The following is a 14,822-nucleotide window of genomic DNA, read 5'->3' on the forward strand; positions in this document are numbered from 1 at the left end:
AAGAGGAGCCGATCGTGATCCCCCCACCGCCGTCAGCGCGCTCAACTGCCCGCCGTACACAGGCGGAACGCTCGGACGCGACCACCGCGCAGCTGATCGCGGCGGCGCAGCGGCTCTTCGGCAGGGACGGGTACGCGACGACCTCGATCGCCGCGGTGGCGGCCGCCGCCGGGGTCACCAAGGGCGCGGCCTACCACCACTTCGAGGGCAAGTCGGCCCTCTTCCACGCGGTGTTCGTCCGCGAACAGGAGGAGATCGCGGCGGAGTTGGAGCGCGCCGCGGCCGAGGAGCCCGACGCCTGGTCCGCGCTGCGGCGCGGCTGCCGGCGCTTTCTGGAGCACTGCCTGGACCCCGGGTTCCGGCGGATCGTGCTGCTCGACGCGCCCTCCGTCCTCGGCTGGGAGGGCGTCCGCGAGATCGAATACGCGCACACGCTGCGGGTGTTGACGGACGGCATGCGCGCGGCGGCGGACGCGGGGCACTTGGGCGGCGGGGATCTGGACGTGCGCTGTCAGCTGACGTTCGGCGCGCTGTGCGAGGCGGGCATGCTCCTCGCCCGCGCGCCCGACCCGGCCTCCGCCCTCACCTCGGTGACGGCGGAGGCCGAACGCCTCCTGTCGGCGCTGGGCGCGCCGGGAAACTAGACCTCTTCGGAACTAGGACCCTTCGGAACTAGGCCTTCTCGGGGACGATGTCCCCGGTCACGCGGTCCTCGGGGGCGGCCTGGTCCGGCGCCAGGCTGTCCATGAAAGAGGAGACGGAGAACACGGCGCGTCCCGGACCCGCGGGGCCGTAACCAGGAGGCGAGGAAAGGCCGTTGTCCTCCATCGTCGCGCGGTACGCCTCGAGCAGACGCACGTGGTACTCCAGCGGCGCGCCCAGCGGGTTCGCCTTGCCCAGCGGTGTCGTGGGCTCCGGGCACCAGGTGGTGAAGCGGGGCGTGATGCCGCGCGACATGAAGTACTGGAGCCCCTCGGTGGTGGAGTCGATGGCCTCGCCGACCGTCTTGAAGCCGAACGGCTCCGCCATCTCCACGCCCGCAACGAAGTTCGGGATGACGTTGCGCGGCCCGAAGACGTCGGCCGAGTCCAGGATACGGCGGTGCCACTCGTCACGGCCTACGTAGCGCTCCTTGCCGGGGCAGTAGCGCTCGAAGAGGTACGGGTCCCACACCTCGTAGTTGGGGTGGTAGATCCGCACGCCGTAGTCGTGGAAGCGCTGGACGTCCGCCTTGGGCAGGGCCTGGGCGACGACCTTGCCGATCCAGCGGCCGGGGAAGCGCTCCTCGATGGCCTTCGCGTACTGGCCGTAGAAGTCGGCCTCGTCCTTGCCCTGGAGCTTCGTGGTGATGGCGCCGCCGGTGAGCGTGTACGCGGTGGAGGACTTCGCGGTGTCGTACTTGTCGATGATGGCGAGGGCCTCGAGAACCTCGTCCATCGGCTTCACGCCCGTGTAGGGGCGGCCCGCCGCCTTCTGCTGGCGCCAGTTGTGGTTGATGTCGCAGTACCCGCACTCCTCCTTGGCGCCGAAGTACTGGCAGACCCGGAAGACCGTCAGGTAGATCAGGTAGCCCCACTGGATGGTGGGCGCCACCTCCATCACGGACTTGCCGTTCTCCAGGGTGTGCCGGTAGTAGTCCGGCATCGGCGGCAGGCCCACGTCGGAGATGCGTACGCCGTCCAGGTAGAGGCCCAGTACGCCGTCGTCGTCCGCGGCCACGCGGTAGGGCGAGGCGGGGTTCACGCGGACCGAGACGACGGTGCGGCGCAGGTCGTAGGGGCCGCCGGTGAGGACGATCTCCTCGGGCGGGCGGCGCAGGGCGGCGGCGCCGAGCTCGGGCAGGGTGCTGTGGTCGAAGGAGAAGATGAAGTACGACTTCGGCTTGACCTCGCCGCCCTCGTTGTCGCTGAGCGCGGACTCGTCGAACGCCATCCCGCCCCTGAGCAGGTCCTCCTTGATCACCGCCTCCCGCGGCACCTGCGGGAACCGCTCCATGAGTCCCTCTACGAGCTGGGTACGGCTCTCGCTGCGGCTTGCCATCTGCCGGGCACCTCGGATCCTGTCGGTGATTTGTGCTTTCCCGTGACCCCCACGCTAATACGCGGCTTTTCCGGCGCGGATCCGCCTCCGGTCTCAGCCGCCCTCCGCCCTTCGGCGGGACCCCCGGCTCCCTCTCCGCGGGGCGGGAACCTGGGGGTGCCGGCCTCGCGTTGTCCTTGCATGAACGAGCTGGTTGCCGGGGGGAACGTGCCGCTGCCCGACGGTGCCGTCACCCTCAGGGTGCCCGGCCCCTTCGACCTGTCCGTGATCGTCACGGGCGAGAGCGGCAAGGTCGCGGGTGACGGCGACTTCGTCTTCTACAACCAGCCCGCCACGGCCGGTGCCCGCCTCCAGGGCGACACGGTCACGATCGACGGGCGGCGCCTGCGGGCCGGCGCGAGCCGCGTCACCGTGGCCGTGAGCCCCGCCGAGCCGGGCACGCCGCTGGGCCGCCTGCCCGGCATCGCGCTCCAGGTGCATGGGCCCGGCGGCGTGCTGGTGGCGCGTTTCACACCGCCGCGGCCCGACCGCGAGACGGTGCTGCTGCTCGCGGAGATCTATCGTCGCGGCCCGGGGTGGAAGCTGCGGGCACTCGGCCAGGGGTACGCGGACGGGCTCGCGGGGGTGGCACGCGACTTCGGGGTGGACGTGGCGGAGGACGAGGGGACGCAGCCACCCGTGACTTCCGAGGCACGACGGGGCGGTCCTTACGGTGCAGGTGCAGGGCAGGGGGCTCCTTACGGTGCAAGGCCGGGCGCTGCTTCCGGCGCACGGTCAGGCGCTGCTGGGTCGCCGTCGGCTGGGCCGCCGCCTTTGCGCGCCGTGCCTTCCGGGCGGCCGCTCATACCCTCCGGCCGGCCCGCGCCTTCCGGGCCGACCCCGCCCGCCGAATTCCTCCCGCTGGTCAACGCCGCCCGGGCGTCGGCAGGCGCTCCTCCCGTCTCCCTCGACTCCCGGCTGACCGCCGCCGCGGGCGCGCATGCCGCCGGAATGGCGGCGCGGTCCACCCTCAGCTCGGAGCAGGCGGACGGCACGTCCCTCTACCAGCGCGTCGTCGCAGGTGGGTACGCGTATCTGGCCATCGGCGAGCACCTGGTCTCCGGGCCTCGCTCGCCCGCCGACTTCGTGGAGTACTGCCTCTCCGGCGAGCAGTCACGGCTGACGGTGCTGAGCCGCACGTACACGCACGTCGGGGTGGGCCACGTCGCCGACGCGCGTTCGGGCGACATGTACTGGACGGCGCTGTGGGCCGCCCCCTTCAGCGCGCAGGGCCTCGCGGAGTGGGCGGCGGCGGTGCTCCGCCTGACCAACGCCGAACGGAGCGCCGCGCGCCTGCGGCCTCTCTCCCCCGACCCGCTCCTGACCGCGGCGGCGCAGGCCCACAGTGCGGACATGGTGGCCCGGGCCTTCTACTCCCACACCTCGCCCGACGGCGGTGAACCCTGGCACCGCGCGTCCGCCGCGGGCAGCACGCACCGTGCGATCGGCGAGAACATCGCCTGCGGGCAGCGCACGCCCGCGGAGGTGGTGGACGGCTGGATGAACAGCCCCGGCCACCGGGCCAACATCCTCAAGCCCTCCTTCACCCACCTCGGCGTCGGCTTCGCGGCCGGCGGCTCAGCGGGCACGTACTGGACGCAGCTGTTCGGCGGCTGAGAAGCGGCGAACGGCACCAAGAACCACCGACAACGGTGCCGACACAGCACCCGCCAAGCAACGAACACCCGCCGGACGACGTCTGCGCGGAGAGCGGAGGGCGCGGGCAGCGAGCGGAGGGCGCGGGCAGCGAGCGGAGGGCGCGGGCAGCGAGCGGCGAGAAGGGGGCTGGAGAGCGGCGAGCCGGGGGGGGCGGCGAGCAGAGGTTGGCGAGCGGCTGCGGGGGGGGCGAGAAGGGGGCTGGCGAACAGCGAGCCGGAGAGCGGCGAGCGGGAGCAGCGAGCGGTGCACGCGGAGAGCGGGAGCCGACACGCGGCCAGCGCGGGGCGCGAGGCGCCCGCCGCCCCGCCGCCACCGCCCGCCTGGCGGACCGGTCGGTCGGTCGGCCGCAGAGCCGCGCCGCGCCCCGCCGCGCGCCCCCTCAGTCGCGCCCCTCAGCCCACCGCCACCGGAACCCCCCTCCGGGCCGACACGTAGCCCGCCGTCACGATCTTTAGCGTGCGCAGGCCTCCCTCGCCGTCGGCCACGGCCATGCCGCCCTCGCCGGGGCCGTACAGGAACGCGTGCAGCATCCGTTCGTCCAGGTCTGCGCCGAAGGGTAGTTCGAGGCCCCGATGGTGGCGTTCGCTGTAGCCGTGGACCGACTGGTCGAAGGCGTCCATCTCCAGGGTCGCCCGTTCGCCGACCACGGTGAGTTCGAGCCCGCCCCAGGAGTGGTGCGAGCGGGGGTGCGACCAGCTGCAGTCGATCGTGGCGACCGAGCCGTTGTCGTAGGTCACGGTGACCAGACCGCTGGTCTCGGCGTCGACCTCACCCTCGTACATCCGGTTGTTCGTCTGCGCGTACACGTCGACGGGGCGAGCGTCGCCGAAGAGGTCGTCCAGGAGGTCGGCTATGTGGACGGTGTGGTCCATCAGGGCGCCGCCGCCCGCGAGTTCGGGATCGGCGAACCAGCGCCGCGAGCTCGGCATGGAGCCGTTGTTCGCGCCGGACACGGTCAGGACCCGGCCCACCTCCCCCGACGCGACGGCCGCCTTGACCGCCGCGTACGCCGGGCTGAAGCGGACCGGGAAGGCGACCGCGAGCCGTACGCCGGCCTCCCGGCACGCCGCGAGCATCGCCTCCCCGTCCTCGACCGTCGTGGCCAGCGGCTTCTCGCACAGGACGTCGACGCCACGGGCCGCGGCGAGCTCCACCAGCGGACGGTGCCGCGCGTTCTCGGAGCAGACGATCACCGCGTCGGGGCCCCAGGCGAAGGCCTCCTCGTATGTCTCCACGTACGCGACCCCCCTCTCCTCGGCGAACGCCCGCCCCCGCACCTCACCGGACGCGCCCGACCCGCTGTCCGGATCGCTGCCGATCACCTCGATTCCCGGCATCCGGGCAAGGAGCCGCAGGTACCCGGCCGCGTGGACATGGGCGAACGACAGCACCGCGACCTTCATCGCGTGACCTCCTTGATCATCGACTCACTGGACGTCCGGAGCTCGACCGCCCGGCCCGTACGGCTCGACTCCACCGCCGCCTCGGCGATCCGCACCGCCTCGATCCCGTCCCGCGCGCCCACCCGCGGCTCCGGGCCGCCCTCCTCCCAGGAAGCCGCGAACTCCCGCAGCTCGGAGAGGTACGGGCTCTCGGTCATCGGGCTGGAGGGGATGCCCTCGTTGGCCGCGCGCACCCCTTGCGCGGTGATCCGGTAGCCGGGCACGGACGTGGAGTCGTGCCGCAGCAGCCCGTCGCCGCCCGCGACCCGGAACGTCGTACGGAACCGCTGGTCCGGAAGGCCCCAGAGTCCGGTGATGTGACTGATCGCGCCGGAGGCGTGGGTGAGGACGGCGGTCGCCGACACGACCTCGGCCCGGGCGTCGCCCGTGGCGTGTTCGGTGCCGCGCGTCTGCGCGTGCACACGGACCACGTCGCCCGCGATCCAGCGCGCGATGTCGATGTCGTGGACCATCAGGTCCATGATGACGCCGCCGGACAGGGCGGGGTCACCGAACCAGGACGCCCACTGCGGACGCGCCCCGCCGCGCGTGAAGCGCAGCACCGCCAGGTACCCCAACTCACCTCGCGCGACTGCCTGTTGCATGGCCGCGTACGCCGGGAAGTACCGCACGACATGGGCGGGATGCAGCCGCACACCCGCCGCTTCGGCGGCTGCCGCGATCTCCTCGGCGTCCCGCACGTTCAGCGCGAGGGGCTTCTCGCAGATGACGTGGCGGCCCGCCGCGACGGCCGCGAGGGCGAGGTCCTTGTGGGTCGGGGTGGGGGTGCAGATGTCGACGGCCGTGCAGTCGGAGAGCAGTTCGTCGAGGCCGGCCACCGCGGTGACCCCACGGCCCGCGTACTCGGCGGCGAGCTTCTCCGCCGAGCCGTCGACGGTGTGGACGCTGACGCGCGCACCCAGTTCCAGCCAGCCGGGGAGATGGGCGCGGGCTATGCCGCCCGCGCCGATCAGGCCGATGTGAAGCGGTCGCATGAAGGGATTCACCATTCCTGTCGGGTGGCCGGAGTCAGCTCTTGGAGCCGGAAAGCGCGACACTCTGCACGAAGTGCCGCTGCAGGAAGACGTAGACGATGAGCATGGGCAGGCTCGCGATGAGCGAACCGGCCATCATCACGGGGTAGTTGGTCTCGAACTGGCCCTCCAGCGAGGTCAGTCCGGCGCTGATGGGCATTTTCTGCGGGTCGGTGTTGACGATCAGCGGCCACAGCAGGTCGTTCCACGACCACATCGCGGTGATGACGGCGAGAGCCGCGAGCGCGGGCCGCACCAGCGGCAGCATGATCGACCAGAAGATGCGGAACGCACCCGCGCCGTCGATCCGCGCGGCCTCCTCCAGCTCCTTGGGGAGCGTGAGGAAGAACTGGCGCAGCATGAAGGTCCCGAACGCGCTGAACATGCCCGGCAGGAACAGCGCGGGCGCCGAGTTGAGCAGGCCGAGCCGCTGGATGATGTCGTACTGCGGCAGGACGAGCAGCGAGCTCGGCACCATGAGGACGGAGAGGAAGACCGCGAACAGGACGTTGCGGCCCCGGAACTGCATGCGGGCGAAGGCGTAGGCCGCAAGGGAGCAGAACACCAGCTGTCCGACCGTGCGTCCCACGGTGTTGAGGACGCTGTTGAAGAGCATCTCCTTGAATGGCAGCGCGCTGAAGACCTCGTCGAAGCTCGACCAGTTCCAGGTGTCGGGCAGGAACGTCGGCGGCACCTTCGCTGTCTCCGCGAGGGACTTGGCGGCCGTGAGCAGCTGCCACAGGAAGGGGAAGACCATCACCAGGGCGCCGAGGGAGAGCACCGCGTGGGTGGCGACCGAACCCGCGCTGAAGCGACGGCGGCCTGCGGATCGGAGCGAGGACTCACGCATAGTGCACCCACCTCTTCTGCAGCCTGAACTGCACCAGCGTCAGCGCCGCGATGATCAGCATGAGCAGGAAGGCGAGCGCGGCGGCTGCGCCCTGGGCGTTCTCGATGAAGGCCCATTTGTAGAAGAGGCTCACCACGGACTGGGTGTCACCGATCGCCGGGTTCTTCTCGGCCATCATGATGTAGATCAGGTCGAAGGTCTGCAGCGAGTTGATCATGCAGATGATGGACGCGAAGAAGATCGTCGGGCTGAGCAGCGGCAGGGTGATCGTGAAGAAGCGGCGCAGCGGCCCGGCGCCGTCCAGCTCGGCGGCTTCGTAGTAGTCCTGCGGGATGCCCTTGATGCCCGCCATGAAGATGATCAAGTAGTAGCCGGTGGTCGACCAGACCATGACGGTGCCGATCGCGTAGACCGCGGTCGAGGGGTCGGAGACCCAGTAGCGGCGGTCACCGCCGAACCACTCGAGGACTTCGTTGATCAGTCCGTAGTCGCCGTTGTAGAGCCAGTTCCAGACGAGACCGACGGCGACGGGCAGCGTGACGAACGGGATGAAGTACAGGGCGCGGTAGACCGGGACGCCGCGCAGTCCGCGCCGGTTGAGCAGCGCCGCGACACCGATCGCGACCGGGAGGGCGAGCAGTCCGATGGCGCAGTAGATCAGGGTGTTGCCGAGTGCCTGCCAGACGGTGACGTCCTTGAGGACGCGCACGTAATTGTCCGTGCCGATCCAGGTGTGGCCGCCGAACGCCCCGAACTCGGTGAAACTGAAGTAGAAGGTCTGGAGCAGCGGCCAGAAGTAGAAGACGGCGAAGCCGATGCCGAGCGGCGCGATGAAGAGGTAAGCGGCGCGCTGACCGGGGGACTTGGGCGCGGTGCGCGTCGTCGGGCCGCCGCGGCTCGCCTTCTTCGCCGCCGCCGTGGAGGGGAAGACACTCATCATGCGCGCTCCTCCTCAAGGGCTCGGTCCATCTGCTCGCCCAGGGTGCGTGCGGCGCTCTCGATGCCGCCCTTCCCGCTGAACGCGGCGCCCAGGAGCGGGTATTGGAGGTTCTCCCACACGGCGGTGTTCTTCGAGCTCGGGTACGGCACGGCGTACTCCAGCATCTCGATGTAGTGCTTCAGGTCGAACTCGGGCATCGACTTGAGCCAGGCGTCCTGCGTTCCCTCGTACGAGGAGATGGTGATGCCCGCGGACGCCTGGATCTCGGCGGCCTCGCGGCCCGCCATGAAGTGGACGAACTTCCAGGCCGCGGCCTTCTTGCGGCTCTTGGCGGAGATGACGTTGGCGAGACCGTGGATGATCGTGGCCCGCTCCCGGCCCTTGGGCAGGACGGTGACACCGGCGTGGTCCTTGAGCGCGGGAACGGCGTAGTACTGCCCCGAGAACGCGGATATCTCGTAGACCATGGCGGCCTTCTCCGACCAGAAGCGGTTGCGGGCCTTGGACTCGACCATCGCGCTCTGCGGCGGTGACCAGCCGCGGTCGATCATGTCGGTCCAGTAGCGCAGGCCCTCGATGGACCGCTCGTCACCGAAGCCGGACCTCCCGTCCTCGAGGACGTGGCCGCCCGCCCCGTGGATGGCCGGGTAGATCTGGGCCTGGCGGTCCATCTCGGCGGCCATGCCGTGCACCCGCGCGCGCGGGTTCGTGAGCTCGGCCGCCGCGTCGCGCACGTCGTCCCAGGTCCACGTCGCGTCGGGGTACTTGATGCCCGCCTTGTCGAAGAGCGCCTTGTTGTACCAGAGGCCGATGGTGTCGAAGTCCTTCGGTATCCCGTACTGCGTGCCCTGGTAGGCGTAGATCTTCACGAGCGAGTCGGGGTGGCGGTCCACGGGGGTCCGGTCGCTCTTGATGTGTCCGCTCAGGGGTTCCAGGACGCCGCTGGAGGCGTACAGCTGGAGGTTGACCGCGTTCATCCAGAACACGTCGGGTGCCGTGCCGCCGCGCATCGACGTCTTGAGGGTGGTCCAGTAGCTCGACCAGGGCGTCAGTTCCATGCGCACGGATATGCCGGGGTTCTGCTTCTCGAAGGCGTCGATCACCTTCTGCAGCCCCGGCACCTGGGCCACGTCCCACACCCCGTACGAGAGGGTGGTGCGTCCACCGCTCCCCTTGCCGTCGTCGCTCTCGCCGGAGCAGGCGGCGAGCAGGGGCGCCGCCATCGCTCCGTACAGCAGAGTCCTCCTGCGCATGAGCGCCTCCCTTCAGGACTGGTCAGAGCGCCGGTGCCGAGTCCGCATCCGTCAGGAGATCGGACTCGACCCGGTCAAGTGCCTTGCGTACGGCGCCGATCGCGACGCCTTGTTCGCCGAGCGTGCTCAGCGCGATGCGCGGGACATGCAGGGTCAGCGGGCGCAGCCGGTCCTCGATCAGCGGCACGAGGTGGCCGCCGAGGGGGGTCGCGCCGCCGGTGAGCACCACCAGCTCCGGGTCGACGGCGAGGGCGAGGGCGGCGATGCCCGGCGTGATGCGGTCGGCGAAGTCCGCGACGGCCGCGAGGGCGTGGGGGTCGCCGGTGTCCGCGGCGCGGGCGAGTGCGGCCACCTCGGACTCACCGTCGCGCCGGTCGCCCTTCCAACTGAGCGCGTCCTGCGCGGTGTTCATGCCGAGCAGCGGCAGCAGGCCGAGTTCGCCCGCGCCGCCCCGCCTCCCCCGGTGCAGTCGCCCGCCGATGGTGAGGCTGCACGCCACGCGGTGACCGGTCAGGACGCAGACGACGTCGTGCGCGAGGGTGGCGGCGCCCTGCCAGCGCTCGGCGAGGACGGCGAGGTTCACGTCGTTCTCGACGAGGGTGTGCCCCGCCTCCCCGTCGGCGAGGAGCCGCCCGAGGTCGACGCCGGACCATTCGGGTATGACGTGGGAGGTGATGGTGCCGCCCGCGTCGACGACGCCGGGTACGCCCACACAGCGGGCGAGGATGTCGTCGCGCCGCACGGAATGCGCGTCCAGGAAGGCATCGAGGCCCCGGCGCAGGAGGTCGAGCCGCTGGGCTCCGCTCAGCTCCGGGTCGATGTCGTCGCGCCGTACGGCGAGCACCGTGCCGCCGAGGTCGGCGAGGAGCAGCACCATCTTGTGCAGGCCGATGTCGGCGCCGACGACGCGGCCCGCCTCCACGCGGAACCGGAACCGGCGGGCGGGGCGTCCCGGCGCGCGCTCGCTCTCGTCGCGCTCGGCCTCCCCCGCCCAGCCGTGCGCGGCCAGCTCCTCGACGGCGGATTCCACGGTGGGCCGGGAGAGCCCGGTACCGGCGGCGAGTTCCGCGAGTGTCTGGGGGCTGCGGCGGTGCAGGGCACGCAGCACGACGGTGGTGTTCAGCCGGCGCAGCGAGGCGAGATCGTGCCCCCGTGTCGTCCCGTTCCGCAACACTTCTTCACCTCATGTCGGGGGCGGGACAGCCCTGTTGACCAGTGGGTCAACCGCTTGCCCCGGAGATTAAGGAGGAGACTTGCATATCCCTGGCCGCCGGGGAACCCCCTCCGCGGGACCGGAATCACACCCCGCCCTTTGGGAGGCACCTCGGGCAGGAACCGCTTGAGCCCGGTGGGCCGAGCGGGCACGATGACCGGACGTACCCCGCGTCCGCCCGAACGCCCGCCGCCCGCATGGGAGTTGACACATGTCCGCGATCCCGCCGCCCGTGACCCACCCGATCGACACCAGCAAGCCGCATCCCGCCCGGGTCTACGACTGGTTCCTCGGCGGCAAGGACAACTACCCCGTGGACGAGGAGCTCGGGCTGCAGATCGTGTCGCTCGAACCGCAGACCAAGTACTGCGCGCAGCACAACCGGTGGTTCATGCAGCGCGCCACGCGCCATCTCGCGGAGGAGGCCGGGATACGCCAGTTCCTGGACATCGGCACCGGCATCCCCACCGAGCCGAACCTCCACCGCATCGCCCAGTCGGCCGCTCCCGAGGCACGTGTCGTGTACGTGGACAACGACCCGATCGTCCTCGCGCACGCGGAGGCACTGTTGCGGGGCACGCCCGAGGGGGCGACGGAGTTCCTGCAGGTGGACGCCCGTGAGCCGGACAAGATCCTCGAACAGGCGGAGAACGTACTGGACTTCGGCCGTCCGATCGCCCTGTCCCTGATCGCGCTGCTGCACTTCATCGGTGACGACGACGGCGCCCGCGACATCGTGGAGCGGCTCGTGTCCGCTCTCGCACCCGGCAGCCATCTGGTCCTCTCCCAGATGGCGGGCGACTTCGATCCGGTGCGGACGCGGCAGGCGGTGGAGATGTACAAGGCGGGCGGTGTCACGCTCGTGCCGCGGGCGCGCGCCGAGGTGGAGCGGTTCTTCGAGGGCCTTGAGCTGCTGGACCCCGGCATCACCTGGCTGCCTGACTGGCACCCGGAGCTCGCCGTGGACGAGGTGAGGAACGGGACGCCGGTGCCGTTGTACGCCGGGGTGGGGCGCAAGGCGTAGCCGCGGGGCGGGGCAGCCGGCTGACCTGAAGTCAGGTGATACGGCGCGGGATGTCGGACATCACCCCGCGGCCGGTGAGTTGGGGGCAAGCTGGGTGCGGGCCCCCGGCAACGGCGCCGCACCCATGGGGCAGGATGACGCTCGCGCCGGACCACGAACACGCGTCCGGCGCGCCCGCACAACCTGGAGAATGAACTGATGGAGCGAGCGCTCACATGGCACGACCTGATCACCGCCGGGATAGCGGTGGCCGTAGGTATCGCGGCGGGTCTGCTGCTGCGGATGATCCTGCGGTGGCTGGGCGAACGGGCCAGCAGGACCCGGTGGAGCGGCGATGACGTCATCGTCGACGCCGTGCGCACGCTGGTCCCGTGCGCGGCGATCACCGCGGGGGCGGCTGTCGCGGCCGCCGCTCTTCCGCTCACCCCCAGGACCGGCCGCAACGTCTCGATGACGCTGACCGCCCTGCTCGTGCTGGCCGGGACCCTGACGGCGGCCCGTGTGGTCACCCGCCTGGTGAAGTCCCTCGCGCAGTCCCGGTCGGGCGTCGCGGGCTCGGCGACGATCTTCGTCAACATCACCCGTGTCGTGGTGCTCGCGATGGGCTTCCTGGTCGTCCTGCAGACGCTGGGCGTGTCCATCGCCCCGCTGCTCACGGCGCTCGGCGTGGGCGGTCTCGCGGTGGCGCTGGCCCTCCAGGACACCCTGGCCAACCTCTTCGCGGGCGTACACATCCTGGCCGCCAAGACGGTGCAGCCGGGCGACTACATCAAGCTCAGCAGCGGCGAGGAGGGCTACGTCGTCGACATCAACTGGCGCAACACGGTGGTGCGTCAGCTGTCGAACAACCTCGTCATCATCCCCAACGCCCAGCTCGCGGGCACCAACATGACCAACTTCAGCCGTCCCGAGCAGGACCTGTCCATCATGGTCCAGGTCGGCGTCAGCTACGACAGTGACCTGGAGCAGGTCGAGCGCGTGACGACCGAGGTCGTGGAGAGCGTCATGAAGGATGTCGACGGCGCCCTTCCGGAGCATGAACCAGCCGTGCGTTTCCACACGTTCGGCGACTCCAGGATCAGCTTCACGGTGATTCTGGGCGTGGGTGAGTTCAGCGACCAGTACCGCATCAAGCACGAGTTCATCAAGCAGCTGCACCAGCGCTACCGCGCCGAGGGCATTCGTGTGCCCGCCCCCGTCAGGACGGTGAACGTGCAGCAGGGCGAGCTGCCGCCGGGCCTGATCCCGCACCAGCGCGACGCCACGGCGCCGACGAAGTCGGTGCAGTAGCGGATCGGCGGGCGACTCGGAGGGGGTTTGACAGGTCCACACCGCGCAGATCATGATTCCATTAATTGTTTAATGGAATCGAGAGAGGCGTGCGTGCTCATGACCCCTGCCCACCCCACCCAGGCCGAGAGCCCCCTGAGCGCGACCGCGCTCGAGGCTCGCGGCCTGGGCAAGCGCTATCGCCGCGGCTGGGCGCTGCGCGACTGCTCCTTCCGGCTCCCCGCCGGGCGGATCTGCGGCCTCGTGGGCCCCAACGGCGCAGGCAAGAGCACCCTGCTGGGGCTCGCGACGCGCCTGGTGACCCCGACCGAGGGCGAGCTGCGCATCTTCGGCGTCCCGGTGGACGACCCGGCCGCGATGCCCAGGTTCGCCTTCCTCTCCCAGGACAAGCCGCTGTTCAAGCGGTTCACCGTGGCCGAGACGCTGCGCATGGGCCGTGAACTCAACCCCGGCTGGGACATGGCGGCCGCCGAGCGGATCGTGCGCTCCGGCAACGTCCCGATGGACGCCAAGGTCGGCACGCTCTCCGGCGGTCAGCGCACCCGCGTCGCCTTCGCGCTCGCCTTCGGCAAGCGGCCCGACCTGCTGCTGCTCGACGAGCCGATGGCCGACCTGGACCCGCTGGCCCGGGACGAGATGAGCTCCCTGCTGATGTCGGAGGCCGTCGAGCGCGGCACGACCGTGGTGATGTCCTCCCACATGCTCTCCGAGCTTGAGGACATGTGCGACTACCTCCTGGTCGTCGCGGACGGCCGGATCAGGATGGCGGGCGACACCGATGAACTGGTCCCGGCCCACGCCCTGGTGACCGGGCTCGCCCCCGACGGCAGGCCGCCCGCGGATCTCGCCCCGCACACGGTCGTCGATTTCCGGTCCCAGGGACGCCAGTTCCGTGCCCTCGTCCGCCCCCACGGCCCGCTGACCCCCGACTGGGAGGTGTCGGAGCCGAGCCTGGAGGAAGTGCTGCTCGCCCATCTCCGCGCGCCGGACGCGGAGCCGCTGTTCACGCACGACGCACGTATCGAGGCCGAGGGGATCGCCGCCGCATGAGCACCACCCTGACCGAGCAGCCGCGCACGGAGCAGTCCGCCGGGAAGCCGGGTCTGCTGCACGGACTCACCTGGCTCGTCCTGCGCCAGCACCGCACCACGACATGGATCGTCGTCGCCCTGGTCGTGCTCGGCTCGGCCGCGATCATCTACGAGCGCGGCCAGCTGGCAGACATGCTCGCCGGGATGGGCTGGCCCGGCAAGAACGTCAACCTGACGCAGGCCCCGGAGAGGTTTCAGTACATCGCCGAAGCCCTCGGCGCCCTGCCCATCGTCCTCGGTGTCTTCATCGGCGCCCCGCTGATCGCGAGCGACCAGGAGCACGGCACCGCGCACCTGGTCACCACGCAGTCGGTGCGGCGCCGCCGCTGGCTCGCGGCCAAGCTGACCTGGTGCCTCGCGCTCGTTTTGGTGGCCACCCTCGTGCTCTCCACGCTGTTCTTCTGGTGGTGGGAGCCCTACCGCGGCCCCCTCCTCGCGGAATGGCTCTCGGGATCGGTGTTCGACAACACGGGCCCCATGCTCGCGGCGCTCTCCCTCTTCACCACCATCGGCGGCATCGCGATCGGCATGCTGCTGCGCCGGGTGCTGCCCGCGATGCTGGCCACCTTCTTCTTCGCCGTGGTCGTCCAGGTGGCCTGGGGCGAGTTCCGCGACCGCCTCGCCTCCCCGCGCACGATCACCTGGCCGCTGAACGGCGACACGCCCGACCTGGTCAACAGCGGCAGTGCCGTGGAGGCGGACCGCTGGATCAGCACCGCGGACGGGCAGCTCTACGGCTGGGGCACCTGCGCCGAACCGACCGAGAAGGCGACCAACGCCTGCATCAAGGAGCACGGCATCGTCAACAACATGGTCGAGTACTTCGGCTACGACCAGATGCCGGGCATGCAGTGGACCGGCGCCGCGATCCTGCTCGGCGCGACCGCGGCCGTGGCGGTGTTCGTCCTGTGGTGGGCCTCGCGGCGGCCCCTCTAGGACCCCGGGAA

At 70.7% G+C, this 14,822-nt stretch carries 13 protein-coding genes; 6 read left to right on the top strand and 7 right to left on the bottom strand.

Annotated elements, in window-relative coordinates:
* Positions 1-14: 14 nt before the first annotated feature.
* Entirely contained in the window at positions 15-644 is a 630-nt protein-coding gene (locus AB0I66_RS10570) for a TetR/AcrR family transcriptional regulator (RefSeq protein ID WP_363207374.1), read from the top strand.
* Positions 645-672: 28 nt separating this feature from the next.
* On the opposite strand, the gene AB0I66_RS10575 is transcribed toward AB0I66_RS10570, so the two are convergent.
* Positions 673-2,040: a radical SAM protein gene (locus AB0I66_RS10575; RefSeq protein WP_363207375.1), complete on the bottom strand. Its 1,368-nt coding sequence runs from the start codon at positions 2,038-2,040 to the stop codon at positions 673-675.
* A gap of 180 nt (positions 2,041-2,220) precedes the next feature.
* Between AB0I66_RS10575 and AB0I66_RS10580 the strand changes: the two genes are divergently transcribed.
* A complete protein-coding gene (locus tag AB0I66_RS10580) occupies positions 2,221-3,696 on the top strand; it encodes a CAP domain-containing protein (protein ID WP_363207376.1) in 1,476 nt (491 codons plus the stop codon).
* Positions 3,697-4,130: 434 nt separating this feature from the next.
* Here AB0I66_RS10580 and AB0I66_RS10585 read toward each other — a convergent pair whose 3' ends face one another.
* The 6 genes from AB0I66_RS10585 to AB0I66_RS10610 are packed head-to-tail and all read right to left on the bottom strand — an operon-like array spanning position 4,131 to position 10,431.
* Complete coding sequence (locus AB0I66_RS10585; protein ID WP_363207377.1) at positions 4,131-5,141, bottom strand: Gfo/Idh/MocA family oxidoreductase; 1,011 nt, start codon at positions 5,139-5,141, stop codon at positions 4,131-4,133.
* A complete protein-coding gene (locus AB0I66_RS10590) occupies positions 5,138-6,175 on the bottom strand; it encodes a Gfo/Idh/MocA family oxidoreductase (RefSeq protein WP_363207378.1) in 1,038 nt (345 codons plus the stop codon). The genes AB0I66_RS10585 and AB0I66_RS10590 overlap by 4 nt, the downstream gene beginning before the upstream one ends.
* A gap of 34 nt (positions 6,176-6,209) precedes the next feature.
* The gene (locus AB0I66_RS10595) at positions 6,210-7,064 is read right to left on the bottom strand and encodes a carbohydrate ABC transporter permease (protein WP_363207379.1); all 855 of its coding nucleotides are present in this window, start codon (positions 7,062-7,064) and stop codon (positions 6,210-6,212) included.
* A complete protein-coding gene (locus AB0I66_RS10600) occupies positions 7,057-8,004 on the bottom strand; it encodes a sugar ABC transporter permease (RefSeq protein WP_363207380.1) in 948 nt (315 codons plus the stop codon). Before AB0I66_RS10600 ends, AB0I66_RS10595 begins: the two co-directional genes overlap by 8 nt.
* A complete protein-coding gene (locus AB0I66_RS10605) occupies positions 8,001-9,257 on the bottom strand; it encodes a sugar ABC transporter substrate-binding protein (RefSeq protein WP_363207381.1) in 1,257 nt (418 codons plus the stop codon). Before AB0I66_RS10605 ends, AB0I66_RS10600 begins: the two co-directional genes overlap by 4 nt.
* Positions 9,258-9,279: 22 nt before the next feature.
* Entirely contained in the window at positions 9,280-10,431 is a 1,152-nt protein-coding gene (locus tag AB0I66_RS10610) for an ROK family transcriptional regulator (protein WP_363207382.1), read from the bottom strand.
* 250 nt (positions 10,432-10,681) lie between these two features.
* On the opposite strand from AB0I66_RS10610, the gene AB0I66_RS10615 reads away from it, so the two are divergent.
* The 4 genes from AB0I66_RS10615 to AB0I66_RS10630 all read left to right on the top strand — a co-directional run bounded on the left by AB0I66_RS10615 (position 10,682) and on the right by AB0I66_RS10630 (position 14,811).
* A complete protein-coding gene (locus AB0I66_RS10615; RefSeq protein ID WP_363207383.1) occupies positions 10,682-11,494 on the top strand; it encodes an SAM-dependent methyltransferase in 813 nt (270 codons plus the stop codon).
* A gap of 198 nt (positions 11,495-11,692) precedes the next feature.
* Positions 11,693-12,784, top strand: a complete 1,092-nt coding sequence (locus AB0I66_RS10620; RefSeq protein ID WP_363207384.1) for a mechanosensitive ion channel family protein — start codon at positions 11,693-11,695, stop codon at positions 12,782-12,784.
* Between the two features lie 99 nt (positions 12,785-12,883).
* Complete coding sequence (locus AB0I66_RS10625) at positions 12,884-13,834, top strand: ABC transporter ATP-binding protein (protein WP_363207385.1); 951 nt, start codon at positions 12,884-12,886, stop codon at positions 13,832-13,834.
* Complete coding sequence (locus AB0I66_RS10630) at positions 13,831-14,811, top strand: ABC transporter permease subunit (protein WP_363207386.1); 981 nt, start codon at positions 13,831-13,833, stop codon at positions 14,809-14,811. The genes AB0I66_RS10625 and AB0I66_RS10630 overlap by 4 nt, the downstream gene beginning before the upstream one ends.
* The last annotated feature ends 11 nt before the right edge of the window (positions 14,812-14,822 follow it).

It is taken from the genome of Streptomyces sp. NPDC050439 (genome assembly GCF_040655335.1).
Classification (GTDB): Bacteria; Actinomycetota; Actinomycetes; order Streptomycetales; family Streptomycetaceae; genus Streptomyces.

What these genes read in the sequence shown, in the direction of transcription:
- AB0I66_RS10590 (WP_363207378.1), bottom strand. Translation starts at nt 6,175, where the DNA reads ATGCGACCGCTTCACATCGGCCTGATCGGCGCGGGCGGCATAGCCCGC.
- AB0I66_RS10630 (WP_363207386.1), top strand. Translation starts at nt 13,831, where the DNA reads ATGAGCACCACCCTGACCGAGCAGCCGCGCACGGAGCAGTCCGCCGGG.
- AB0I66_RS10625 (WP_363207385.1), top strand. Translation starts at nt 12,884, where the DNA reads ATGACCCCTGCCCACCCCACCCAGGCCGAGAGCCCCCTGAGCGCGACC.
- AB0I66_RS10580 (WP_363207376.1), top strand. Translation starts at nt 2,221, where the DNA reads ATGAACGAGCTGGTTGCCGGGGGGAACGTGCCGCTGCCCGACGGTGCC.
- AB0I66_RS10575 (WP_363207375.1), bottom strand. Translation starts at nt 2,040, where the DNA reads ATGGCAAGCCGCAGCGAGAGCCGTACCCAGCTCGTAGAGGGACTCATG.
- AB0I66_RS10615 (WP_363207383.1), top strand. Translation starts at nt 10,682, where the DNA reads ATGTCCGCGATCCCGCCGCCCGTGACCCACCCGATCGACACCAGCAAG.
- AB0I66_RS10605 (WP_363207381.1), bottom strand. Translation starts at nt 9,257, where the DNA reads ATGCGCAGGAGGACTCTGCTGTACGGAGCGATGGCGGCGCCCCTGCTC.
- AB0I66_RS10600 (WP_363207380.1), bottom strand. Translation starts at nt 8,004, where the DNA reads ATGATGAGTGTCTTCCCCTCCACGGCGGCGGCGAAGAAGGCGAGCCGC.
- AB0I66_RS10595 (WP_363207379.1), bottom strand. Translation starts at nt 7,064, where the DNA reads ATGCGTGAGTCCTCGCTCCGATCCGCAGGCCGCCGTCGCTTCAGCGCG.
- AB0I66_RS10585 (WP_363207377.1), bottom strand. Translation starts at nt 5,141, where the DNA reads ATGAAGGTCGCGGTGCTGTCGTTCGCCCATGTCCACGCGGCCGGGTAC.
- AB0I66_RS10620 (WP_363207384.1), top strand. Translation starts at nt 11,693, where the DNA reads ATGGAGCGAGCGCTCACATGGCACGACCTGATCACCGCCGGGATAGCG.